Genomic DNA, 23,628 nt, shown 5'->3' on the forward strand with positions numbered 1-23,628 from the left:
GAGAACAAAATGCAAAATCAGTATTCCCGCACGCAGTTGCTGCTGGGCGCGGAAGCTATGGAAAAACTGCACAATTCCCGCGTGGCGGTGTTCGGCATCGGCGGCGTGGGCGGCTACACGGTGGAAGCGCTGGCGCGCAGCGGCGTGGGGGCACTGGATCTGATCGATGATGATAAGGTCTGCCTGACCAACCTCAACCGCCAGATCATCGCCACCCGCAGCACGGTAGGGCAATATAAGGTAGATGTGGCTGCGCAGCGCATCCACGACATTGACCCGGACATCAGGGTGACCACCCACCGGTGCTTCTTTGGCCCGGAAACACAGGACCAGTTCGACTTTACCCAGTACGACTATGTGGTGGATGCCATTGACACCGTTACCGGAAAGCTGGCGCTGGTGATGAAGTGCAAGGAGGCAGGCACCCCCATCATCTGCTCCATGGGCGCAGGCAACAAGATGGACCCGACCCGCTTTGAAGTGACCGATATCTACAAGACCTCGGTCTGCCCGCTGGCCAAGGTGATGCGCACCGAGTGCCGCAAGCGCAAAATCAAGCACCTGAAGGTGGTCTACTCCAAGGAGCCTGCCATGACCCCCATCGAGGATGACGACATCAGCTGCAAGTATCACTGCATCTGCCCTCCGGGCACCCAGCGCAAGTGCACCCAGCGCCGTTCGGTGCCGGGCTCCAATGCCTTTGTGCCCTCGGTGGCCGGCCTGATCATCGGCGGCGAGGTGGTAAAAGACCTTGTGGGCTTTGTGCCAATGAAGGGGTAAAACAAAAGGCAGACTCCTGCTGTGTGGGACGATTTTGAATGCGCTCCGCGTTGCTTTGCGCATAAGCTAAGGAAATTATATTTTTGATTTTGGGGTCCAGAAACGCCTGCGGGTGTTTCTGGACCCCATTTTCATGGGCGGGGGTCGTGGAGGAAAGGCTTGTGCTTGCGGGCAGAACGTTAATTCCGCCGCGTGAATGTTTCCGCAGAAAACCAGCGCGGCAGCTTCCGCTTTCGGTTATGACTCCTCCCGTGAAAAGGCAATTCTGGAAAATCCGCAGATTTTCCAGAATTGCGAAATAAAATAATAATTCCGCTGAAAATGGTCAGAGCATCAGCGGAGACCATTTAAGATCGCGCTTTTTACGCGCTGCAGCGTTCCATAATATAAATTTGCAATCAATTTGCAATTTGGTATTGCAATTGGAGAGAATATCGTGTATAATCATCCCTGTTCAAAAATGCAACCAATTTGCAATTTACTAAAATGAAGCGACGAACGGTCGTTTTTAGGAGCGTATATGGAACTGTTTCTGGATGTTCTGGGCGAATCTCTGGTGGATACCGCCAAGATGCTGCCCTTCCTGTTTCTGGCTTATCTTCTGATCGAGTATATCGAGACCCGCCACGGTGAGCGCATTGAAGCACTGCTGGCAGGCGGCGGGCGCTGGGGCGCGATTCCGGGCGCGGTGCTGGGCTGTGTGCCGCAGTGCGGCTTCTCGGCCATTGCGTCCAACTTCTACTCCTCCCGCGTCATCACGCTGGGCACCCTGATGGCCGTCTACCTTGCCACCAGCGACGAAGCCATCCCGCTGCTGGTATCCATGCCGGCCTACTGGAATAAGCTGGCTGTGCTCATGGTCATCAAGGTGGTATACGCCATTGTGGTGGGCTTTGTGCTGGATTTTGTGCTGCGCGGCGTGCTGCCCAAATCGCTGCGCGGCGGCTACACCGGCCATGCCGACGAGGTGGACTGTCACGAGGAGCACAACGACGAAGAGGGCAAGCCCGCCCCCATCTGGAAAGCGGCCCTGCGCCACACGCTGGAGATTTTTGTGTTCATTTTGGCGTTCAGTCTGGTGTTCGGCCTGATCGTGGAAGGCGTGGGCGAAGATGTGTTTGCAGACCTTCTGGGCAGCATGGGCTTCTTCCAGCCGGTAGTGGCCGCACTGGTGGGCCTGATCCCCAACTGCGCCGCCAGCGTGCTGCTGACCCAGCTGTATGTGGAGGGTGCTCTGCGCTTTTCCAGTCTGGTAGCGGGCCTTTGCACCGGTGCAGGCGTGGGCCTTGCGGTGCTGTGGCGCACCAATCCTTCGTGGAAGCAGAACTTGTTCATCACCGGCCTGACATGGGGTGCAGGCGCATTCCTCGGCGTGGCAATGCAGGTGGTCGTGGCCGTGTTTGCGTGATCCCGAGAAGAAGCTGCAAAGAAAACGGCATCGTGAAACAAAATAAGGCTATTGCATGGAATTCTGTGCAGTAGCCTTATTTTTATGCCCAAATGCACCCCAATTTTAAAAAAGTATGGTATACTGGTACAAAACTCAGTTCCATAGGGGAGAATAGAATGCAATATAAGATTCTGGCAAGCGATTACGACAACACACTGGTGCCCTTTGGCGAGGGCAAGCCGCGTCAGAAGGTGGTAAAAGCCATCAAAAAGCTGCAGGCCGCAGGCGGCAGATTTGTGCTCAGCACCGGACGTGCGTATCCGTGCGTCAACCTCAAAGGCCAGCTGGGCGGCATCCGGTTCGATTATGCCATCACCTGCAACGGTGCCTGTGTGGTGGACCGCGAGGGCCGCATCGTGGCCGAGCACCCGCTCACCGCTGAGGAAATGTACGCACTGGTGGATTTCTGCGAGGATTATAACTATCCGCTGCAGTTCAATTTCAGGGATGCCTGCTACGCCTACTGCGAGTATGAATATCTGCACAGGGGCTATCAGCAGATGAACAGCATCGGGCTGGACTGCGTGGATGGCGAAGATCAGGACCGCCACCTGATCGATATGCCCCACGCGGCCTTTGCGGCAGTGCCGCCGGAGCACGTGGCAGATTTTGCGGCAAAGTACGGCCATCTGGGCCTGCACTGGATGCAGGTGGGCGCGCAGAATGCCGACGGCCTGTGCTACTACGACATCGTGCGCGGTGGAATGGACAAGGGCGTGGGCCTTGCCGACCTGTGCGAAAAGATGGGCCTGACACTGGCCGATGCCGTGGCGGCAGGCGATTCTGCCAACGATGTGGCCATGCTGAAGGCAGCGGGCCTTGGCTGCTGCATGGCAAACGGCACGCCGGACGCAAAGGCTGCCGCCGACCGCATCATTGGCGATGTGCGGGAGGACGGCCTTGCCGACCTGATCGATGAGCTGTGGTTCGACGGCCCCAGAGCAGAGCCGTCCGGCCGCGACCTTGGCTCGCCTTGGGATAAAATTGAAAGTGCAGGCGGACAATGAGCTTTGAACCGGTGTATAACGAACACAGCCGGGCGCTGATCCTTGGCACATGGCCCAGCCCCAAAAGCCGGGAGATGGCCTTTTACTACGGCCACCCGCAGAACCGCTTCTGGCCCATGATGGCCGCGCTGACCGGTGAGCCGGTGCCTGCCCGTGAGGACATTGAAGCCAAAAAGCAGATCATCCTGCGCCATGGGCTGGCCCTCTGGGACACGCTGGAACGCTGCACCATCACCGGCGCAGCGGATGCTTCCATCAAGGATGCAGTGCCGAATGATATTGCCGCTCTGCTGGAAAAGGCACCCATCGAAGCAGTATTCTGCAACGGAGCCACCGCATACCGGATCTATACAAAGTATCTGCAGCCGGTGTCCGGCATTGCAGCGGTAAAGCTGCCCAGCACCAGCCCGGCAAACGCTGCCTGCCGCCCGGAAAAGCTGCGCGAAATCTGGGGCGCGGCTCTCTTGCCGTGGATCAACAAATGATGGCCAGGTTGTAAATTATCCGTGAAAGACTTGCGTTTTTCGCGGGGTGCGGTATTATGGGTAACATAAGGGGCAATGCCCCGGACAAGGAGAAGAAACATGAGCAAGATCATCCGCACCAGAAAGCCCAGCGTTCTGCCATTTTATGCAATGGCACTGGTCTTTTTGGTATTGTGCGCGGTACTGCCGGTGTATAAGCTGTGGGCGCTGCTGGCGGCGCTGGGCGGTGCATTTGTGGCCTTTGGTGCGGCACAGAAGGTCTGCCCGCCCCGGGTGGTGGAGCACGAAGTGCCTTTCCACACCGGTGTGGAGGATGTGGACGCGATGCTGACCGACATTCAGCAGAAACTGGATACCCTGCACACCCTCAACGAGCAGCTGCCGGACCCGCAGCTCTCTGCCGCCATGACCCGCATGGAAAAGGCGGGCCGCTCCATTGTGGAAGCGGTGGAAGCAAACCCGGAAAAGGCAAAGCAGGTGCGCAGGTTCGCAAACTATTACCTGCCGGATGCGGTGAACGTTCTGCAGCAGTATGCAAAGCTGGCAAAGCAGGGCGTGCGCGGCGAGAATGCCGCAGCCATCCGTACCGAGGTGGAGCACAATGCTGCTTCCATTGCCACGGCGTTTGAAAACCAGCTGGATGCCCTGTACGCCGCCGAGAGCATGGACCTTTCTGCAGATATCACGGTGCTGCAGAACATGCTCAAAGGGCAGGGCCTGAGCTAAGAAAAAAGGTAAATGGTATTTGGAAAGGAAGGAATCTCTTATGGCTGATAATACATTCAACTTTGACCTCGATGCACCCGCAGTACCCACCCTGACGCTGGACCCCACCCCGGCAGAAGAGGAAAAGGCAGCACCCGCCCAGCAGGAAGCTGCCGCACCGGAGCAGCCGCAGGTGAACCTGACCCCGGAAGAACAGGCCATGGTGGATCAGTTTGCCGAAAAGATCGACATTACCAACAGCCAGCAGGTGCTGCAGTACGGCTCCGCCTGTCAGAAGAAGATCGGCGATTTCTCCGAGGCCGCCCTTTCCAAGGTGGCCACCAAGGATCTGGGCGAAGTGGGCGATATGATCACCAGCCTGATCGGTGAGCTGAAGAGCTTTGATGCCGGTGAGGAGGAAAAAAAGGGCATCCTCGGCTTCTTCAAGAAGAAGGGCGACCAGCTGGATGCCATGAAGATGAAGTACAACAAGGCCGAGACCAACGTGGAAAAGATCCAGTCCATGCTGGAGGGCCATCAGGTGCAGCTGCTCAAGGACATCGCCATGCTGGATAAGATGTATGATCTGAACATGGCCTACTTCAAGGAGCTGAGCATGTATATCCTTGCCGGCAAAAAGAAGCTGGCCGATGTGCGCGCAAACGAGCTGCAGCAGGCCATGGATAAGGCCAAGGTTTCCGGCCTGCCGGAGGATGCACAGGCTGCCCGCGATCTGGCCGACCAGTGCGAACGCTTTGAGAAGAAGCTCTATGATCTGGAGCTGACCCGCAACATCAGCCTGCAGATGGGGCCGCAGATCCGCCTTTTGCAGAACAACAATACCATGATGGCAGAAAAGATCCAGTCCACCATCGTCAACACCATCCCGCTGTGGAAGAACCAGATGGTGCTGGCATTGGGTCTGGCCCACAGCCAGCAGGCCATGCAGGCCGAGCGTGCCGTGACCGACATGACCAACGACCTGCTCAAGAAGAACGCCGAGGCCCTGAAGATGGGTACCATCGAGACCGCAAAGGAATCTCAGCGCGGTGTGGTGGACATCGAGACCCTGCAGCAGACCAACAAGAGCCTGATCGAGACGCTGGACGAGCTGAACAAGATCCAGAGCGAGGGCCGCGCAAAGCGCGCTGCCGCCGAGCAGGAGCTGAACCGCATCGAGGACGAACTGAAAGCAAAAATGATGGAGATCCGGAGCTGAGATGGCAAACGCAGATTTTTCGCAAAAACAGAACAGCACTTCCGGCGGTTTTGACGCGGGCAGCTACCGCGAACAAAAGCAGCCGGAGCAGGCCGTGCCGCTGACACCTCTGCAGCAGAAGCTGGCAGGGCTGGAAGCAAAGCTGCCCGCAGCCCTTTCCACCCGCGCAGCTGCACTGGCGCTGAGCGTGGTGGTGATGCTGGCGGCCTTTTTGGGCTTTGGCAGCGCCAAGCTGCACAGCCGGTACAACGAAGTCCGCAAATGGTACACGGTGGGTGTGGCGGCAGACAACGGCTATAACCTCAACGAGGAGCTGACCACCCGCATGAACACGGCGGCAAACATCATCACCACCGCCGGCAGCACGCTGGGAGCGGACAGTGCCGAGGTACAGGCCGCACAGAGCGCGCTGAGCGATTTTACCGCCTGTCTGGAAGCCGTGCAGAACGGCGGCAAAAGTCAGGCACTCACCTCGCTGCCCTATTATCAGGGCAGCACGATGCATGCGCTGTATCAGGCCAACGAGGTGCTGGGGTCGCGGATCGACCAGCTCTACGCAAAGCTGCAGGAGCAGGCCGCAGACCCCATGAAGATGGGCGCGGTGCAGGGCCAGTACGGCCAGTTCAACAGTGCGGCTACCATCATCGGCACCCTGAAATACAACGATGCCGTTTACGACTACCAAAAAGAGACCGGCGGCTTCCCGGCCAGCGTGCTGGGAGCCATTGCCGGTGTAAAGGAGGTTGAACCCTTCGCATGAAAAATTTTGCAAAACGTGTGAGCGCTCTGGTGCTGGCCCTTGTGGTGGGCGCAGCGGCCCTGTGCCCGGCGGCCCTTGCCGCCGCCAGCCTGCCGGACCTGCCCAAAGACGAATGTGTGGTGGATGATGCCAACATCCTGAGCGACAGCACTACCCAGACCATCGTTGATCTGAACAACCAGCTGCAGTCCAGCTGCAACGGAGCACAGATCGGCGTACTGACTGTAGATTATACGGGCAATTATTCCACTGAGGATTATGCAACACAGGCCCTCAACGCCTGGGGCATTGGCTCGGCTTCCGAGAACAACGGTGTGCTGATCCTGCTGGTGATGGAATCGCCCATCTACGAGGACGGCGATTACTACGTGACCTACGGCGACGGCTTCCGCAACACCACGCTGGAAAGTCAGGCCAGCGCCCTCGCCCAGACCATGGAAGGTGATTTTGTTAACCGCGATTACAGCGATGCAGTAATCACCTGTGCCAACAATGTGGCCGACACCATTGCAAGTGTTTATGGGGTAAATCTGAACAATGGCAGCTATGACGATGGCGGCTACGCGGAGCCGGACGACGGCCCCACCACCTTTGGGGATATCGTTCTGGGTATCGTGATCCTGTTCATGTCCCTGATGGTGATGCTGATCATCGTACTGTTCGTGTTCCGGGTGTTCATTGCACCCATCGGCCATGCAGTGGGCTGGAACTGGGGCCCCTTCGCATGGGGCTACATGGCAGGCTCGGCCCGTCGGCATTATCGTCCCGGCCCGCCGCCTCCTCCGGGCCCCGGCTTTGGTCCCGGATACGGCCCGGGCTATGGCCCCGGCCCCCGCAATGACCGGCCCCGCCCGCCCCGGAACAACAACCGGCGTCCGCCCCGTCCTCCCATGGGCGGCGGCTTTGGCGGCGGGTCCTTCGGTGGCTCCCGCGGAGGCGGCTCCTTTGGGGGCGGCTCGTTCGGCGGCGGCAGCTTCGGCGGCGGCTCCTTCGGTGGAATGGGCGGCGGCGGCAGCCACGGCGGCGGCGGTGGCCGCGGCCGTTAAAAACACAAAAACACGGAGAACTGCTGTGGGCGGTATGCCTGCGGCAGTTCTCTTTTTCGGTTTCAGGTGTGAAGGAAATTCATTTGACAAATCAACTTTGTTAACCTATACTGAGAAACATGCATAATAAGCCAGAAATAAAGGCTCTGAGGGTGGAAAAGCCGCAGAGCAGGGAACGATAAAAATAGAGGGAGAAAACCATGCTGACTCTGGATAAGATCTACCATGCAGCCTTTGTGCTCAAGGATGTTGCCCGCAAGACCGACCTCATCGAGGCACCCAAGCTCTCCAAGGACTGCCAGCTGTACCTGAAAACCGAAAACCTGCAGGCCACCGGCAGCTTTAAGGTGCGCGGTGCTTACTATAAGATCAGCCAGCTTTCCGAGGAGGAGAGCGCCAAGGGCGTGATCGCCTGCTCTGCCGGCAACCACGCACAGGGCGTGGCGCTGGCTGCTACCCGTCGCGGCATCAAGAGCATCGTCTGTATGCCGGACGGTGCCCCCATCATGAAGGTGGAGAATACCAAGAATCTGGGCGCAGAGGTGTGTCTGGTGCCCGGCACCTACGATGATGCCCACGACAAGGCTGTGGAGCTGCAGGAAGAGACCGGCATGACCTTTATCCACCCCTATGACGATGAGCAGGTCATCGCGGGGCAGGGAACCATTGGTCTGGAAATTCTGGATCAGCTACCGGATGTGGATGCGGTCGTTGTGCCGGTGGGCGGCGGCGGCCTGATCTCCGGCGTGGCCTTTGCCATCAAGAGTCTGCGCCCGGAGGTGAAGGTCTATGGCGTACAGGCCGAGGGTGCACCCAGCATGTACCGCAGCCTGCACGAGCATAAGTACCAGACCCTGAAAGCCGTTTCTACCTTTGCAGACGGCATTCAGGTCAAGACTCCCGGTGAGCTGACCTACCAGATCTGTGAGCAGTATGTGGACGACATCGTGACCGTGAGCGAAGATGAGACCGCTGCCGCCATCCTCTCGCTGATGGAGAACCAGAAGCTGGTTGCCGAGGGTGCCGGAGCCGTGCCGGTGGCTGCAGTGCTGTTCCACAAGCTGCCGGTCGAGGGCAAAAAGGTGGCCTGCGTCGTCTCCGGCGGCAACATCGATGTGAACATCCTCAACCGCGTGATCACCCGTGGTCTGGTCATGAGCGGCCGCAAGGCGAACATGACCATTGCGCTGGAGGACAGGCCCGGCCAGCTCAAGAAGGTGGCCGAGATCGTGTCCCGCTGCGGCAGCAATGTGGTGTCGGTGCAGCACGATGGCTCCGATCCCAACATGCCCATTTCCAGCTGCTTCCTCAAGCTCACCCTTGAGACCCGCGATGCCGAGCAGATCGAGCAGATCCGCGCAGAGCTTGCAAAAGAGGGTTTCCAGCTTGTGAGCGAAAGAGTATAATAGAAGAAAAAAGAAAGGAACGTTTTATCATGAAAGTCGTTTCCACTTCCAACGCACCCGCAGCCATCGGCCCTTACAGCCAGGCGATCGATCTGGGCAATATGGTGTTTGTTTCCGGCCAGATCCCGGTAGACCCTGCTACCGGCAAGATGGCCGATACGGTTGAAGAGCAGGCTGCACAGAGCCTTGCAAACCTCAAGGCCATTCTGGCCGAGGCTGGCCTTTCCATGGCAAATGTGGTCAAAACTGTCATTTTTCTGGCCGATATCAACGATTTTGCCGCTGTGAATGCCGTGTATGCCAAGGCCTTTGCTGAGCCGTTCCCTGCCCGCAGCTGCGTGCAGGTGGCCGCCATCCCCAAGGGTGCAAAGCTGGAGATCGAGTGCATCGCCGTGCGCGAATGATCAGGCCTAAACACAAAAGGGGCTGTGCCAGTGGCACAGCCCCTTTTGCATGTATGAGGAAGAATGAGAACAGCAATTACGGGCGCAGACCCATGCCGCCCTCCAGCGTGAGGGTCTCTCCGGACAGATACTTGAAGTCCGGCATGGCCAGCTGCACGCATACCCGGCCGATCTCGGTCTCGGGGTTGGCGTAGTGGCCCATGGGCGGCATCTTGACGTTGGCCTTGAACGCATCCGGGTATGCCTGCTGGAACTGCTCCAGCTTGGCGGTCCAGGCCAGCGGACAGATCACGTTGACATTGATGCCATCCTTGCCCCACTCAGTAGCGGCCACGCGGGACAGGCCGCGGATGCCCTCCTTGGCGGCAGCGTAGGAGCACTGGCCAAAGTTGCCAAACAAGCCTGCACCGGATGCAAAGTTGATCACGCTGCCCTTGGACTTGGCCAGATAGGGATAGCAGGCCTTCATATAGTAAAATGCAGCGTACAGGCCGGAATAAAGGGCCAGATCAAACTGCTCGGTGGTGTGCTCTGCCAGCGGCACGCCGGAAGCGGATGCCTGTGCGTTGTTCACCAGCACTTGAATGCCGCCAAAGGTATCCACAGCCTGATTGACGACATTTTGCACGGTGGCTTCGTTGTCGGTACCTGCACACACATCTGCCTGCACCGGCAGAACACGGATGCCATACTTGGCTTCCAGCTCGTTTTTTGCCTCTTCCAGTTTTTTTACATTACGGCCAGTGATGACCAGATTTGCGCCCTCTTTTGCAAAGGCGGTGGCAATGCCATAGCCGATGGAGCCGCAGCTGCCATCGGAAAGTACGGCGCGGCCTGCGCCGGTGATGATAGCGGTCTTACCCGTTAAAAAGCCCATAGTTGCCCTCCAGAAGTGCTCAATTGGCTGATGTTGGCCATATTATAGCCTGAATTTCAATAGAATGCAAGGCTTTTTACCGATAAATAAAAAATAGACAAAGAATGCCGAGAAGGTGAAAAAATTCACGACTTCTCGGCATTTTGTGAAAGATTTGTCAGAGACTTTGATGTTAAAATAAAGACAAACTAATTACTTCTGCACGCCCGCCTCGCACTGCTCAATAAACTGCTTTGCCACGCGGGGACTGCGGCCGCCGGCGCGGATGGCAAAGGCTTCGGCTTTGACCAGCAGCTGATCCATCGGCATGTCGATGCCGTGCTGCTTTGCCAGTTCGGCCAGAATGGTCTCAAACCGGGCCTTCTCCGGCCGCTGGAAAGTGACCGTCAGGCCGAACCGGGCCGAAAGGCTCATCAGCTCCTGCCGGGTATCGGCTTCGTGGATGTCGTCGCCGGTGCGGTCGGTCAGTGTTTCTTTAATAAGGTGGCGGCGGTTGGAGGTGGCATATACCGCAATGTTCTTGGCCCGGCCGCCCACGCTGCCTTCCAGAATGGCCTTGAGCGCGGCAAAGTTGTCGTCGTTGGCGGTAAAGCTCAGGTCGTCGATGAACAGGATGAATTTGAGCGGGTTCGCGGCCAGTTTGTCCATCAGATCCGGGATCTGGTAGAGCTGGTTCTTCTTCACTTCCACCAGCCGCAGGCCTTCAGGTGCAAACTCATTGGCAATGGCTTTCACCGCACTGGACTTGCCGGTGCCTGCATCGCCGTACAGCAGCACATTGTTGGCGGGCATCCCGGCCAGCAGGGCCTTTGTGTTGGCAATGACCTTTTCGCGCTCCTTCTCGTAGCCGGGCAGCTCGGAAAGGCGCTGAGGGTCCGGGTATTTCACCGGCACCAGCTGGCCGTTCTCCACCGTGAACACATGGTGCTTGGCAAACATGCCATAGCCCTTTTTTCCCACTTCGCTCATGCGCTGGGCGTAGGCGGCAGGCAGGTCGATGCCGGAGGTCTCCCACCGGGGCAGGAAAGCCAGCTCCTGCGCCTGCCCTGTGGCAGAACCGGCAGCGGCCAGCAGTTCGTCCAGCGTCAGGCCGCACAGAGCCTGCAGAAAAGCCAGTTCACTGTCCAGCGCGGTCTGCAGTGCAGGGGCAAGGGTGCCCGATGCAGCCTGACGCACGCAGACGGTCTCGGCTTCCAGCACAGCGGCGCTGAGGTAGCTGCCCCAGTTGGTGGTGTGCTCGAACAGTGCGGCTTCAAATTGGGCCACAGCGTCGCACACCGGGCCATAGCCGGGCGCACCGGCTTCCATGCGGTCGGTCAGGTCCACAAGCTTTGCCACAACGGGGTCGTCCAGCAGGCTGCGGAAAACAACAAGCCCGTGCAGCCGGGCATTCCATTCTCTCAATTTCATATTCCTGTCCTCTAGTTGGTCTTAAATTAAACGCGCAGGCGCGCATATCAGAAGTATACAGCGCATTGTGCTATGGCGCAAGAGGTGTTCAATTAACTTCATGTTTGGGGTGATTCAGGTTACAAATTGTCGATTGACAAAAGGCCGATTTATAGTATAATTTACATCAACAAATGCGCAGATGGGAAAAAGTACCACACGATCCCCACTGTTCAGAGAGCTGCCGTCTGGTGCAAGGCAGTCAGTGCTTCGTGCGGAAAATCATCCCGGAGCAGCCTGCCCAACGGGTGCAAAACCCTTGTAAGCAGCGCCGGTTGCAGCCGTTACCGTGCAGGGCTTTGTTGGAAGCCCGTGAGAGGGTGTGCACAGCACGCCAACGAGAGTGGTACCGCAGAGAGCTTGATGATCACAAGGTCTTTGTCTCTTGATAACAGGGGACAAAGGCCTTTTCTTTTAAAAAGAAGCTCCCCGGGAACGTGTAAAAAGTGGAAAAAGGTTAGGAAAACAGGAGAAACTCACCATGCAGTTGAATGGTTCTCAGATTTTTGTGGAGGTCCTCTGCGAGCAGGGCGTGGACACCCTTTTTGGTTATCCCGGCGGCGCAGTGCTGAACCTTTACGATGAGCTGTACAAAAATACGGACCGCATCACCCATGTGCTGACGGCACATGAACAGGGCGCGGCCCACGCGGCAGACGGTTATGCCCGTGCCACCGGCCGCACCGGTGTGGTGCTGGCCACCAGCGGCCCGGGTGCCACCAATCTGGTCACCGGCATTGCCACGGCCTATATGGACTCGGTGCCCATGGTGGCCTTCACCGGCAACGTAGCCACGGCGGGCCTTGGTAAGGACGGCTTTCAGGAAGCCTACATTGAGGGCATCACGATGCCCATTACCAAGCACAACTTCACGGTGCGCCGGGTGGAAGAGCTGGCCGATACCATGCGCTCTGCCTTCCGTATTGCACAGAGCGGCCGCAAGGGCCCGGTGCTGGTGGATATCCCCAAGGACGTGACAGCGGCGGTATGCGAGTTCACCCCCAAAAAGCCGGAGCCCATCCGTACCGTTACCACCTTCAACGCGGAGCAGGTCAAGTGGGCAGCGGATCTTATCAATGCGGCCCAGCGACCGCTGGTCTACTTTGGCGGCGGCGTGCGCAGCGCAGCCTCCTGCCAGCCGCTGCGTGATCTGCTGCACAAGGCAGAGATCCCGGCCACCTACACCCTGATGGCCGCAGGCGTTGTGCCCTACGGCGACCCGATGAACATTGGCATGGTGGGTATGCACGGCTGTTACACCTCCAATCGTGCCGTGGCCGACTGCGACGTGCTGATTGCAGTGGGTACCCGCTTCTCGGACCGTGTGGCCCTGAACCCCAAGACCTTTGCAAAGAACGCCACCATCATCCAGATCGACATCGACCCCAGTGAGCTGGGCAAGAATGTGGAGGTCGATCTTTCCATCGTGGGCGATGCCGCTTACGTGCTGAACGCCATGCTGCCGCAGATCGAGGAAAAGAAGCATCCCGACTGGATGAAGATGATCCATGAGTGGCAGGCACAGGATTACCACCCGGTGTCCGACCCCACCCGCCTGATGCCCCATCAGGTGATCGGCGAGGTGTGCAACCAGTGCGGCCCCGAAGCCGTGTATGTGACCGATGTGGGCCAGCACCAGATGTGGGCGGCACAGTACCTGCGCCACGCCAAGAGCCGCGGCTTTATCACCAGCGGCGGTCTGGGTACCATGGGCTTTGGCTACGGTGCCGCCATTGGCGCACAGATGGCTCTGGGCCGCGACCAGCGGGTGGTCATGTTTACCGGCGACGGCTCCTTCCACATGAACCTGAACGAGGCCTGCACCGCCGTGAGCTATGAGCTGCCCATCATCACTGTGATCTTTAACAACTCGGTGCTGGGCATGGTGCGCCAGTGGCAGACCACCTTCTACGAAAAGCGCTACAGCCAGACCGACCCCCACCGCAAGACGGACTTCGTCAAGCTGGCAGACGGCTTTGGCCTGAAGGGCTACCGCTGCACTAACCTGCCGGAGTTCCAGACTGCCTTTGCCGATGCAATGAAGCAGAAAGGCCCTACTTGGATCGAGTGCATCATCGATAAGGACGAAAAGGTGCTGCCCATGATCCCCGGCGGCGGCGACATCAACGATATCATCATGGAATAAGGAGGGCACAGCAATATGGAATCCAACAAGCGCAGGGTCATCAGCCTGCTGGTGGACAACCAGAGCGGTGTTCTGGCCCGTGTGTCCAGCCTGTTCTGCCGCCGCGGCTTCAACATTGACAGCCTGACCGTTTCGGCTACCAACGACCCGGCGGTCAGCCGCATCACCGTTACCATCACCAGCGACGAAAAGGCACTCAGCCAGCTGATCCTGCAGACCGAGCGTCTGGAGGTCACCCGTCAGGTGTTCGTGCTGGACGGCGAAAAATCTCTGGAACGGGAACTGCTGCTGCTGAAGGTAGCATCCGATGTGCACAACCGCAGCGAGCTGCGGGAGATCGCCAGCATCTACAAGGCCAAGATCATCGACCTTTCGCCGGACAGCATGGTGTTCGAGCTGATCGGCAAGCCGGATAAGATCGATGCCTTCCTGAAAATGTTTACAGATTACAAAATTTTGGAGCAGTGCCGCACCGGTGTTACCGCACTGGAGCGCGGCGGGATGCATCAGCATATGCAGAAGCCTCCGCAGGAGGTGCGCGAAGCACAGCTGCCTCTGCCGGGGACCCACTGCCCGGAGAGAAAGTAAGAACGAACCCTCTCCGTCACGGCTGCGCCGTGCCACCTCTCCCGAAGGGCGAGGTTTTATGCATCATCAAAAGAGAAGGTATGATAAAAGCTCCCCCCTCGGGGGAGCTGGCATCGAGCAAAGCGAGATGACTGAGAGGGTTAAAACTTCGCTTTTCCGCTCCACAGTGAGCGAAAAAATAAAATGTTTACAATCAGCCACTGAATAAACACAAAACAAAAAAGGAGAACAACTACCATGGCTATCAAGAAATACTACGATTCCGACTGCAACCTCGGCGTGCTGGACGGCAAGACCGTCGCTGTCATCGGCTTCGGCAGCCAGGGCCACGCACACTCTGAGAACCTGGCCGAGAGCGGCGTGAACGTCGTCGTCGGCCTGCGCAAGGGCTCTGCTCACTGGGAGAAGGCTTCTGAGTTCGCAGCAACTCACGAGAACTTCAAGGTCATGGAAGTGGAAGAAGCTGCCAAGGCCGGCGACGTTGTCATGATGCTGGTGCCCGATGAGCTGTGCGCTGACATCTACAACAAGCAGGTGGCTCCCTACATGACCGAGGGCAAGGCACTGGCCTTTGCACACGGCTTCAACATCCACTTCAAGACCATCACTGCTCCCAAGAATGTGGACGTTATCATGATCGCTCCCAAGGGCCCCGGCCACATCGTCCGCCGCCTGTACACCGAGGGTGAGGGCTGCCCCTCTCTGATCTGCGTGGAGCAGGACTACACCGGCAAGGCTAAGGATATTGCTCTGGCATACGCTTCCGGCATCGGCGCTGGCCGTGCAGGCATCCTGCAGACCACCTTCAAGGAGGAGACCGAGACCGACCTGTTCGGCGAGCAGGCAGTGCTGTGCGGCGGCGTTTCCGAGCTGATCCACGCCGGTTTCGATACGCTGGTGGAAGCTGGCTACGAGCCCGAGATGGCATACTTTGAGACCTGCCACGAGATGAAGCTGATCGTTGACCTGATCAACGAGGGCGGCTTCTCCAAGATGCGTTACTCCATCTCCAACACCGCTGAGTACGGCGACTACCGCACCGGTAAGCGCCTGATCACCGCCGAGACCCGCAAGGAAATGAAGAAGGTTCTGACCGAGATCCAGGACGGCACCTTCGCTTCCGAATTCCTGACCGAGATGAGCCCCAACGGCGGCCGCAAGGTGCACTTCCTGGCAAAGCGCCGCATGGAAGCAGAGCTGCCCATCGAGAAGGTCGGCGCAGAGCTGCGCGGCATGATGAGCTGGCTGAAGAAGTAAGGGGAAAACCCTCTCAGGCCGCCTTTCGGCGGCCAGCTCCCCCGAAAGGGGGAGTTTTTGTTGAAAGTGGGAACCTTATAGATCCTCCGCAAAAACCTCTCCCCTTCGGGAGAGGTGGCACGGCGCAGCCGTGACGGAGAGGGTTTTTGTCAGAAAAGAGGATTTGAAATGAGAAGTGACAACGTGACCAAGGGTTCGGAGCGCGCCCCGAACCGAAGCCTGTTCTACGCACTGGGCTACACCAAGGAAGAGTTGGAGCGCCCGCTGATCGGCGTGGTGAGCGCCTACAGCGAGATCGTGCCCGGCCATATGAATCTGGACAAGATCGCCGATGCCGTAAAGGCCGGCGTTGAGATGGCAGGCGGCACGCCCATCCTGATCCCCGCCATTGGCGTGTGCGACGGCATCGCCATGGGCCATGTGGGCATGAAGTACAGCCTTGCATCCCGTGAGCTGATCTGCGACAGCGTTGAGACCATGCTCATGGCCCACCAGCTGGACGGTCTGGTGCTGGTGCCCAACTGCGATAAGATCGTGCCCGGCATGGTGATGGCAGCGGTGCGCATGGATGTGCCCGCTGTGGTCTGCTCCGGCGGCCCCATGCTGGCCGGTACCTACGGCGGCGAAGAGGTCAGCCTTTCCAAGATGTTCGAGGCTGTGGGTGCCTACAAGGCCGGTATGATCACCGAGGATCAGCTGGAAGACTGCACCTGCAACTGCTGCCCCAGCTGCGGCAGCTGCTCCGGCATGTACACCGCCAACAGCATGAACTGCCTGTGCGAGGCCATCGGCATCGCACTGCCCGGCAACGGCACCATTCCTGCCGTCTACTCCAAGCGTCTGCAGCTGGCAAAGCACGCCGGTATGGCCATTATGGATATGGTCAAGAAGGGCATCACCGCACGCCAGATCATCAACGAGCGCTCCATCCGCAACGCTCTGACCTGCGATATGGCTCTGGGCTGCTCCACCAACACCGTGCTGCACCTGCTGGCCATCGCTTATGAGGCTGGTGTGCCCATCGACCTGAAGCTGTTCAATGAGATCAGCGCCAAGACCCCGAACCTGTGCCATCTGGCACCGGCCGGCCCCACCCACATGCCGGACCTGTACGCCGCAGGCGGCATCCCCGCCGTGCAGGCAGAGCTGGCCAAGAAGGGCCTGCTGGATCTGGATGTGCCCACCGTTACCGGCAAGACGCTGGGCGAGAACATCAAGGGCGCACACATCCTGAACGACAAGGCCATCCGTCCCATCGACAACCCCTACTCCCAGACCGGCGGTCTGCAGATCCTGTGGGGCAACATTGCACCGGACGGCTGTGTGGTCAAGCGCAGCGCCGTAGCCCCCGAGATGCAGCAGCATTCCGGCCCGGCCCGCGTGTTCAACAGCGAGGACGAGGCCATTGCCGCCATCTATGCGGGCAAGATCGTCCCGGGCGATGTGGTGGTCATCCGCTACGAAGGCCCCAAGGGCGGCCCCGGCATGCGTGAGATGCTGAACCCCACCTCCGCACTGGCCGGCATGAAGCTGGACAAGACCGTGGCCCTCATCACCGATGGCCGCTTCTCCGGCGCAAGCCGCGGTGCGGCCATTGGCCATGTGAGCCCGGAGGCTGCTTCCGGCGGTCCCATCGGCCTGATCGAGGAGGGAGATACCATCAACATTGATATCCCCAATGCCTCCATCACGCTGGAGGTCAGCGACGAAGTTCTGGCCCAGCGCAAGGCAAAGTATGTTGCACCCGAACCCAACATCAAGACAGGCTGGCTGAGCCGCTACGCACGCATGGTCACCAGTGCAAATCTGGGCGCTGTGCTGAAGTGATTTGATGATCTAAGCAAAAACAGAGGGACGACCCCGCGTCGTTCCTCTGTTTTTTGTTTCCTGAAGGCTATCTGTAAAAAAATCGGCAAAGCCCGCAGGCTCTGCCGATCTGTGATCCGAATTATTCTCCGTGGCCGAACAGCACCGCACGGAAGGTTGCAAAGATGATCTTCCAGTCTACCAGAAAGCTGCGCTCCTTGACATACTTCACATCCAGCGCCATCCACTCCTCAAAGCTCAGCTGGTTGCGGTGCGGCGCGATCTGCCAGTAGCAGGAAAGGCCCGGTGTCACGTACAGCCGCTGCCATTCATAAGGGGTGTACTGGGCCACCTCACGGGGCAGAGCCGGGCGCGGGCCCACAATGCTCATATCGCCCTTGAGGATGTTCACCAGCTGAGGCAGCTCGTCGATGCTGGTCTTGCGGATGAAATGGCCCACCCGGGTGATGCGGGGATCGTCCTTCATCTTGAACACCGGGCCGTCCATCTCGTTGTCCTGCAGCAGATCGTTGAGCTTGCTCTCGGCGTTCGGGCACATGGAACGGAACTTGTACAGCCGGAACAGCTTGCCGTTGCGGCCCACCCGCAGCTGGCTGAACACCGGGCTTGCACCCGGGCTGTCGATCCAGACTGCAATGCAGGTAAGGAGCATCAGCGGGGAAAGCGCGATCAGCGCCAGCAGAGAAAAGAAGATATCCTGTGCGCGGCGCACACACCAGTAGGCGCGGTGCTCGTGAAGATTCGTCTTACGATCGATCGTAATCGGCTTGTGGATGCCAAGCTCTGCGCCGGGCTCCTCCATCCAACCGGTCTGCAGCCAGTATTCCGCTTCTGGCGCAGTGGTTACAGTTGTCATACTTAGATTCACTCCATTGATCCTATAACATGAAAACAGGAGAGCCCCAAACTCTCCCACACAGTTATTGCACCTATTGCACAATAAAACTACAAACTTCTGTACAATTTTACCATGTGTACAGGCGGATTGCAAGAGAGTTGAACCATTTTTTGTCTGGTATATCAGAAAAAACCGGATCACAGAGGTGGAAAACGATGAACAGACAGACCGGTGCGTCAGAGCCTTACCCGAACAGGCTCTTTGTGTTGTGCATATAGACCGACAGCACAAGCCCCACGCAGATATACAGCATCAGCACCGAGCTGCCGCCCGCAGAATAAAAGGGCAGGGTGACGCCGATGACCGGCAGCACCCGCAGGTTCATGCCTACATTCACTGCGATCTGCGCCATCAGAGCACCGCCGATGCCGGCGCAGATATAGCTGCCCAGCAGGTCCTCGCTGCGCGCACCGGTGGCAAAGGTCTTGATCACCAGTGCCAGCAGTGCCCCCAGCACGATGCACAGGCCCACAAAGCCAATGACATTGCCCATCCAGCTGAGAATAAAGTCGTTGTGGGCATTGGGCACGCTGTAGTACCGGCCGCTGAACAGGCCGTTGCCGAAGATGCCGCCGGAGCCGATGGCGATCTCGCCGCGCTGCTGCTGGTAGATGATGTTTTTCCAAGTGGCTTCGTTGGGTGCCCAGCCGGTGGAATTCTCCGGGTCGATAACGGCCAGAATGCGGTACCACTGGTAGCCCTTGCCAATCTTATCGCTGAAAAAGGCAAACGCCGCCGCCACGGCCACAGCTGCTGCCGAAATGGCACCGATGATATACTTCCAGCTCAAGCCCGCTGCAAACATCATGCAGCAGCCGATGATGGCGTAGATGATGGCGGTGCCGTCGTCGCCCTGAATGTGGATGATAAGGATGGGCACGGCCAGATGCAGCAGAAGCTTTACCAGCTCCTTTGGCTCGTTGATGCGGCTGCGCACATTGTTCAGGTGCATGGCAAAGGTAAGGATAAAGCTGATCTTTGCCAGCTCCGTGGGCTGGAAGGTAAAGCCGCCCAGCTTGTACCAGGAGTAGTTGTCGGTGTCACCGGCGTTGAAGCCGATGGTCAGCGGGCCGATGGCCACATTGCGGATGAACAGCGTGGGCAGCACCAGACCCCATGTCAGGGCTACATGCACCGGCCACACCTTGACAAGGCTGCGGTAGTCGATGCAGGAGAGCAGCAGCGCGATCACGATGCCAAGCACCGCCGCACCGGCCTGCACCAGCGCGCGGCGGTAATCGCCGATGCCGGTAATGGCACCAGTGATCTCGTCCGTGGCAAAGCCGTTGCCCTGCTTTGCGGCCCAGGAGGCAAGAGCCACCACCGCCATGGTGCTGCTGAAGATGCACAGCAGCAGATAGATCTTATCCGTTCGTTTAAAATATTGTCGAATGCTTTCCAAGAAAGCACCACCTTTCGTTCCCAGATGCACACCGGGTTTTGCCGCTGCAGCGGGCAATACCAACCCAGTTTATCCTATTATACACAGCTTGCACACCGTTTGCAATCCACCGGGTGTGACAGCTTTGCAAAATCCGCACGAATGCTTGACAAAGCAGACCGCACCATCTACAATGAAGGTGCAGCAGAAAGCTCCTTTGCAGAGCGTCTGCCGCGCAAAGAAAATGGCAGGAAGATGCCTGCTGGAAAAGGGCGGCGTGCCGCATTGGGCGGCAGATATGCCCGGAGGAAATGGGAATGGAACACGATATGCTCCGCCGTTTTGGGTGTGCACTGTGCGTTCTGGCTTTCGCGCTCACAGCGCTGCCCACAGCGGCTTTTGCACAGCAGCCGGAAGAACAGGCGGCTGTGCAGCAGAGCCTTTCGGCCACAGATGTGCGCGAGATGCAGCAGGCAGATGCTGCTGTGACCGCACTGACCGGAGGCAGCGACTATGCACAGATGACCGAGGACGAGCGCACAGATGCTGCTTTGCAGCAGCTGGATGCGCTGACCGCACAGGGCCTTGTGAAGCAGGGGTCTGTCTACACCGATGCCGAAAACGGCATGATCAGCTTTACCTACAGCTGCGGCGCGCTGGGCGGCATCTTGCTTACCGACCCGGAGGAGGAGAACACCGCAGCCCTGCCGGAGCTGGACGAGAGCCAGCTGCAGGAGCTGGCAGAGAACAAGCGGGTGGGCACGGCGGCGATCTATTATGCGTTTGACAACACGATCAACAGCACCCGCTACCCGTATTATGCCTACATGCAGACCTATTGGGATTCGGTGGGCCTGCAGACGGATCTGGATACCACCGTTACCGTATCCGACCTGCGCAGGATGGGCCGTTACGACCTGTGCATCCTGAGCACCCACGGCGCGTACTACACCTATGAATACGGCTGGCTGTTCAAGAAGACTACCACGGAACCGCTGATCCTGCTGACCGAGAGATCGGATTTCTGGAGCGATCTGCGCTATGGCTTTGACCTGCTGGCCCACCGCGTGGTCAAGGTGAACGGTATGTATGCCGTCAACGGCGATTTCTTCCGCAGTGCCTACCGCGGCAATGGCATCGTGCTCAGCGAGACCTGCGAGTTCTACGGCAAGAACGGCCATGTGGACACCTCTATGGCAGACGGCCTGATGGCAGGCGGTGCCAAGGCGGTGATGGGCTATGTGAACAATGTCTACTCGGTGTATTCCCGCAGTATGCTGTGGGCCGCTGTAAACCGGATGATCGAGGGCGAAACGCTGGAACAGGCCGTGGACTATGCCAAGAGCATCTACGGCACCGATGATATCATCTGGTACAACGAGCAGGGCGGCAGACGGTCCCATGCGGCGGCATCCTATGCGATGCTCAGCGGAGACCGAAGCGCTGCACTGCCCAACCCCTACACGGCAGCGGATGTGGATGCGGCGGCGTAAGCAACACACGGCATTGCACTTTTGCACAAAGTATATTATACTAAAGGACGGCAGAGCATTCTGCCGTCCCTTTTGCTTTATAAAATGAGGTAAGCTTCATGTCAGAATATATCACCCACTCCCGCGCCGAGACGGTGGCGCTGGGTGCCCGTATGGCCGCAGTGCTGGCACCGGGTTCGCTGGTTGCGTTCACCGGCGGGCTGGGCGCGGGCAAGACCGCTTTTACCGAGGGCCTTGCCGAGGGCCTTGGCTGCACCGACCCGGTGTCCAGCCCAACCTTTGCCATTGTGAACTACTACCGCGGCCCAAAGCCGCTGGCGCACTTTGACCTGTACCGTATTTCCACTGAGAACGACCTGTGTGCTGCAGGCTTTTACGATTATTTGGATCAGGGGGCCATTGTGGCAGCAGAGTGGAGCGAGAACTTTGCAGACCTGCTGGCACTGGAAAACCCCATCCGGGTGGACATCCAGCGCGTGGACGAGAACACCCGCAGGATCACCATTGAGGGGGTAACGCTATGAACATCTTAGCTGTGGATACAGCGGGCAAAACGGCTGGTGTGGCTCTTTTGCAGGGTGACCGCCTGCTGTACGAGGTGTATCTGGACGCAGGCATGACCCACAGCGAAACGCTGATGCCCATGATCGACACCTGCCTGAAGATGTGCGGCATGACCTGTGCAAATATTGACTTGTACGGTGTCAACGCAGGCCCCGGCAGTTTTACCGGGCTGCGCATCGGTCTGGCGGCGGTCAAGGGTCTGGCCTTCCCGCGGGAAACGCTGTGCGCACCGGTCTCCACGCTGGAAGCACTGGCCGCAGCCCACACGGGCGAGGGCACCGTGCTGTGCGCACTGGATGCCCGCCGTGCGCAGGTATACAGTGCCGCGTTCGACCTTGCCACCCACAGCCGCCTGCTGGAAGACGATGCCCGGGCGGTGGCAGATCTGGCCGATTTTGTAGAAAATTGCAAAAAGCCCCTGTTTTTTGTTGGTGATGGCGCATCTCTGTGCTATAATAAATACGGCAGTGTGCCGGGCGTGCTGCAGGCACCTGCGGCCCTGCGCGGCGGGCGTGCTGCTGCAGTGGCCCTTGTGGCAAAGCAGATGGCCGAAGCCGGAAAGGCTGTGCTGCCGGAGGCTCTGCTGCCGGACTACCACCGCCTGAGTCAGGCCGAGCGGGAGCGCGCAGAGCGCCTTGCAGCAGAAGCTGCAGCCAATGCCGCCCAAAACAAGGAGCAGGCATAAAACCCTGCGTGACTGAGAGAAAGGAACATTTCCATGGCAAAACCCATTGCACTGGCCGCTGACCACGGCGGATTTGAACTGAAAGAAGCTGTCAAGGCGCATCTGAAGGAGCTGGGGCTGGAATACATCGATTTTGGCACCCATAGCACCGACAGCGTGGATTACCCCGATATGGCCGTGCCCGCCTGCGATGCAGTTGTGAGCGGCGAGTGCAGCAAGGCACTGCTGTTCTGCGGCACCGGAGTGGGCATCAGCATGGCAGCAAACAAGATCAAGGGCATTCGTGCCTGCTGCTGCTCTGACAGCTTCAGCTGCGAGTATACCCGCCGCCATAACGACGCCAATGCTCTGTGCATGGGCGGCCGCGTGGTCGGCCCCGGCCTTGCCTGCCAGCTGGTGGATCTCTTCCTGAATACGGAGTTTGAGGGCGGCCGCCATCAGCGCCGCATCGACAAGCTGACCGCACTGGAGAACCGCTGATCATGGCGAAGCGTATGCGGAGCTGTTTTAAATCGTAATCTTGGACCCGATAGAGTTATCTATTTAAAATAAGGAGCGTGTTTTTATGACCCCGATGATCGTTGAGCATCCGCTGCTGCAGCACAAGCTGAGCATTCTGCGCAACAAGCAGACCGGCACCAAGGAGTTCCGTGACCTCGTTGGCGAGATCGCGACCCTGCTGTGCTACGAAGCGACCCGTGACCTGCCTCTGGAAGAGGTGGAGATCGAAACACCCATCACCATGGCAAAGACCAAGGTGCTGGCTGGCCGCAAGCTGGCTCTGGTGCCCATCCTGCGCGCAGGCATGGGTATGCTGGACGGTATGCTGACCCTGCTGCCCGCTGCAAAGGTGGGCTTCATCGGCCTGTACCGCGACGAGGAGACCCTGCAGCCTGTGGAGTACTTCTGCAAGCTGCCGCAGGATATCGCAGAGCGTGACGTTCTGGTTCTGGACCCGATGCTGGCTACCGGCGGCAGTGCCATTGATGCCATCACCCAGATCAAGAAGCATGGCGCAAAGCGCATCAAGTTCATCGGTCTGATCGCCGCTCCCGAAGGCATCAAGGCCCTGCACGAGGCACACCCCGATGTGGATATCTACCTCGGCGCACAGGACGACCACCTGAACGAGAACGGCTATATCGTTCCCGGTCTGGGCGACGCCGGCGACCGCATCTACGGCACCAAGTAAAAAACTGTA

At 58.6% G+C, this 23,628-nt stretch carries 23 protein-coding genes and 1 other annotated feature; of the genes, 19 read left to right on the forward strand and 4 right to left on the reverse strand.

What is annotated here, in order from left to right:
• The first annotated feature begins 9 nt into the window (after positions 1 to 9).
• From ACGHUK_RS02395 to ACGHUK_RS02440, 10 genes are all read left to right on the forward strand, one after another.
• The gene (locus ACGHUK_RS02395; protein WP_223388181.1) at positions 10 to 780 is read left to right on the forward strand and encodes a ThiF family adenylyltransferase; all 771 of its coding nucleotides are present in this window, start codon (positions 10 to 12) and stop codon (positions 778 to 780) included.
• Positions 781 to 1,300: 520 nt separating this feature from the next.
• Positions 1,301 to 2,188 carry a putative manganese transporter gene (locus ACGHUK_RS02400; protein ID WP_390574834.1) on the forward strand — a complete coding sequence of 296 codons (888 nt, stop codon included), beginning with the start codon at positions 1,301 to 1,303 and terminating at the stop codon, positions 2,186 to 2,188.
• 158 nt (positions 2,189 to 2,346) lie between these two features.
• Positions 2,347 to 3,237: an HAD hydrolase family protein gene (locus ACGHUK_RS02405; RefSeq protein ID WP_165853705.1), complete on the forward strand. Its 891-nt coding sequence runs from the start codon at positions 2,347 to 2,349 to the stop codon at positions 3,235 to 3,237.
• Positions 3,234 to 3,722: a DNA-deoxyinosine glycosylase gene (locus ACGHUK_RS02410; protein WP_390574836.1), complete on the forward strand. Its 489-nt coding sequence runs from the start codon at positions 3,234 to 3,236 to the stop codon at positions 3,720 to 3,722. Before ACGHUK_RS02405 ends, ACGHUK_RS02410 begins: the two co-directional genes overlap by 4 nt.
• Before the next feature lie 99 nt (positions 3,723 to 3,821).
• Positions 3,822 to 4,448 (forward strand): 5-bromo-4-chloroindolyl phosphate hydrolysis family protein, encoded by a 627-nt coding sequence (locus ACGHUK_RS02415; RefSeq protein ID WP_005941432.1) that lies wholly within the window; start codon positions 3,822 to 3,824, stop codon positions 4,446 to 4,448.
• Between the two features lie 40 nt (positions 4,449 to 4,488).
• Positions 4,489 to 5,646: a toxic anion resistance protein gene (locus ACGHUK_RS02420; protein ID WP_154255897.1), complete on the forward strand. Its 1,158-nt coding sequence runs from the start codon at positions 4,489 to 4,491 to the stop codon at positions 5,644 to 5,646.
• 1 nt (position 5,647) lies between these two features.
• A complete protein-coding gene (locus ACGHUK_RS02425; protein ID WP_371290036.1) occupies positions 5,648 to 6,406 on the forward strand; it encodes a LemA in 759 nt (252 codons plus the stop codon).
• Positions 6,403 to 7,452: a TPM domain-containing protein gene (locus tag ACGHUK_RS02430; RefSeq protein WP_390574839.1), complete on the forward strand. Its 1,050-nt coding sequence runs from the start codon at positions 6,403 to 6,405 to the stop codon at positions 7,450 to 7,452. Before ACGHUK_RS02425 ends, ACGHUK_RS02430 begins: the two co-directional genes overlap by 4 nt.
• 200 nt (positions 7,453 to 7,652) lie before the next feature.
• Positions 7,653 to 8,858 carry a threonine ammonia-lyase gene (ilvA, locus tag ACGHUK_RS02435; protein ID WP_154260834.1) on the forward strand — a complete coding sequence of 402 codons (1,206 nt, stop codon included), beginning with the start codon at positions 7,653 to 7,655 and terminating at the stop codon, positions 8,856 to 8,858.
• A 29-nt stretch (positions 8,859 to 8,887) separates the two neighbouring features.
• Positions 8,888 to 9,262: a RidA family protein gene (locus ACGHUK_RS02440; RefSeq protein WP_097774035.1), complete on the forward strand. Its 375-nt coding sequence runs from the start codon at positions 8,888 to 8,890 to the stop codon at positions 9,260 to 9,262.
• A gap of 76 nt (positions 9,263 to 9,338) precedes the next feature.
• Here the strand turns inward: ACGHUK_RS02440 and ACGHUK_RS02445 are convergent, their stop codons facing one another.
• Both ACGHUK_RS02445 and ACGHUK_RS02450 read right to left on the reverse strand, forming a co-directional pair.
• Positions 9,339 to 10,139 carry an SDR family NAD(P)-dependent oxidoreductase gene (locus ACGHUK_RS02445; RefSeq protein WP_044953736.1) on the reverse strand — a complete coding sequence of 267 codons (801 nt, stop codon included), beginning with the start codon at positions 10,137 to 10,139 and terminating at the stop codon, positions 9,339 to 9,341.
• A 192-nt stretch (positions 10,140 to 10,331) separates the two neighbouring features.
• On the reverse strand, positions 10,332 to 11,549 hold the full coding sequence (locus tag ACGHUK_RS02450) for an ATP-binding protein (protein WP_390574842.1): 1,218 nt from the start codon (positions 11,547 to 11,549) through the stop codon (positions 10,332 to 10,334).
• 169 nt (positions 11,550 to 11,718) lie between these two features.
• Positions 11,719 to 11,977, forward strand: a binding site (T-box leader).
• Positions 11,978 to 12,069: 92 nt separating this feature from the next.
• On the opposite strand from ACGHUK_RS02450, the gene ilvB reads away from it, so the two are divergent.
• The 4 genes from ilvB (at position 12,070) to ilvD (ending at position 17,406) form a co-directional block, all read left to right on the forward strand.
• Positions 12,070 to 13,734: a biosynthetic-type acetolactate synthase large subunit gene (ilvB, locus tag ACGHUK_RS02455; protein WP_390574844.1), complete on the forward strand. Its 1,665-nt coding sequence runs from the start codon at positions 12,070 to 12,072 to the stop codon at positions 13,732 to 13,734.
• Positions 13,735 to 13,749: 15 nt separating this feature from the next.
• Complete coding sequence (gene ilvN, locus ACGHUK_RS02460) at positions 13,750 to 14,322, forward strand: acetolactate synthase small subunit (protein WP_337680090.1); 573 nt, start codon at positions 13,750 to 13,752, stop codon at positions 14,320 to 14,322.
• Between the two features lie 237 nt (positions 14,323 to 14,559).
• Positions 14,560 to 15,579, forward strand: coding sequence for a ketol-acid reductoisomerase (gene ilvC, locus ACGHUK_RS02465; protein ID WP_097774032.1), 1,020 nt, complete (start codon positions 14,560 to 14,562; stop codon positions 15,577 to 15,579).
• A 168-nt stretch (positions 15,580 to 15,747) separates the two neighbouring features.
• Positions 15,748 to 17,406, forward strand: coding sequence for a dihydroxy-acid dehydratase (ilvD, locus tag ACGHUK_RS02470; RefSeq protein WP_097774031.1), 1,659 nt, complete (start codon positions 15,748 to 15,750; stop codon positions 17,404 to 17,406).
• A gap of 121 nt (positions 17,407 to 17,527) precedes the next feature.
• Here the strand turns inward: ilvD and ACGHUK_RS02475 are convergent, their stop codons facing one another.
• Positions 17,528 to 18,208 (reverse strand): sugar transferase, encoded by a 681-nt coding sequence (locus tag ACGHUK_RS02475; RefSeq protein WP_390575756.1) that lies wholly within the window; start codon positions 18,206 to 18,208, stop codon positions 17,528 to 17,530.
• A gap of 280 nt (positions 18,209 to 18,488) precedes the next feature.
• Positions 18,489 to 19,706 (reverse strand): FtsW/RodA/SpoVE family cell cycle protein, encoded by a 1,218-nt coding sequence (locus ACGHUK_RS02480; protein ID WP_223388173.1) that lies wholly within the window; start codon positions 19,704 to 19,706, stop codon positions 18,489 to 18,491.
• Between the two features lie 296 nt (positions 19,707 to 20,002).
• On the opposite strand from ACGHUK_RS02480, the gene ACGHUK_RS02485 reads away from it, so the two are divergent.
• The 5 genes from ACGHUK_RS02485 (at position 20,003) to upp (ending at position 23,619) form a co-directional block, all read left to right on the forward strand.
• Positions 20,003 to 21,178, forward strand: a complete 1,176-nt coding sequence (locus ACGHUK_RS02485) for a hypothetical protein (protein WP_390574847.1) — start codon at positions 20,003 to 20,005, stop codon at positions 21,176 to 21,178.
• 98 nt (positions 21,179 to 21,276) lie between these two features.
• Positions 21,277 to 21,702, forward strand: coding sequence for a tRNA (adenosine(37)-N6)-threonylcarbamoyltransferase complex ATPase subunit type 1 TsaE (gene tsaE / locus ACGHUK_RS02490; RefSeq protein WP_005942237.1), 426 nt, complete (start codon positions 21,277 to 21,279; stop codon positions 21,700 to 21,702).
• Positions 21,699 to 22,427, forward strand: coding sequence for a tRNA (adenosine(37)-N6)-threonylcarbamoyltransferase complex dimerization subunit type 1 TsaB (gene tsaB, locus ACGHUK_RS02495; protein ID WP_390574850.1), 729 nt, complete (start codon positions 21,699 to 21,701; stop codon positions 22,425 to 22,427). Before tsaE ends, tsaB begins: the two co-directional genes overlap by 4 nt.
• Before the next feature lie 33 nt (positions 22,428 to 22,460).
• Positions 22,461 to 22,907 carry a ribose 5-phosphate isomerase B gene (gene rpiB, locus ACGHUK_RS02500; protein ID WP_005942243.1) on the forward strand — a complete coding sequence of 149 codons (447 nt, stop codon included), beginning with the start codon at positions 22,461 to 22,463 and terminating at the stop codon, positions 22,905 to 22,907.
• An 85-nt stretch (positions 22,908 to 22,992) separates the two neighbouring features.
• Positions 22,993 to 23,619, forward strand: coding sequence for a uracil phosphoribosyltransferase (upp, locus tag ACGHUK_RS02505; protein ID WP_005942246.1), 627 nt, complete (start codon positions 22,993 to 22,995; stop codon positions 23,617 to 23,619).
• The last annotated feature ends 9 nt before the right edge of the window (positions 23,620 to 23,628 follow it).

The organism is Faecalibacterium sp. i25-0019-C1, from assembly GCF_042854225.1.
Lineage (GTDB): Bacteria > Bacillota > Clostridia > Oscillospirales > Ruminococcaceae > Faecalibacterium > Faecalibacterium taiwanense.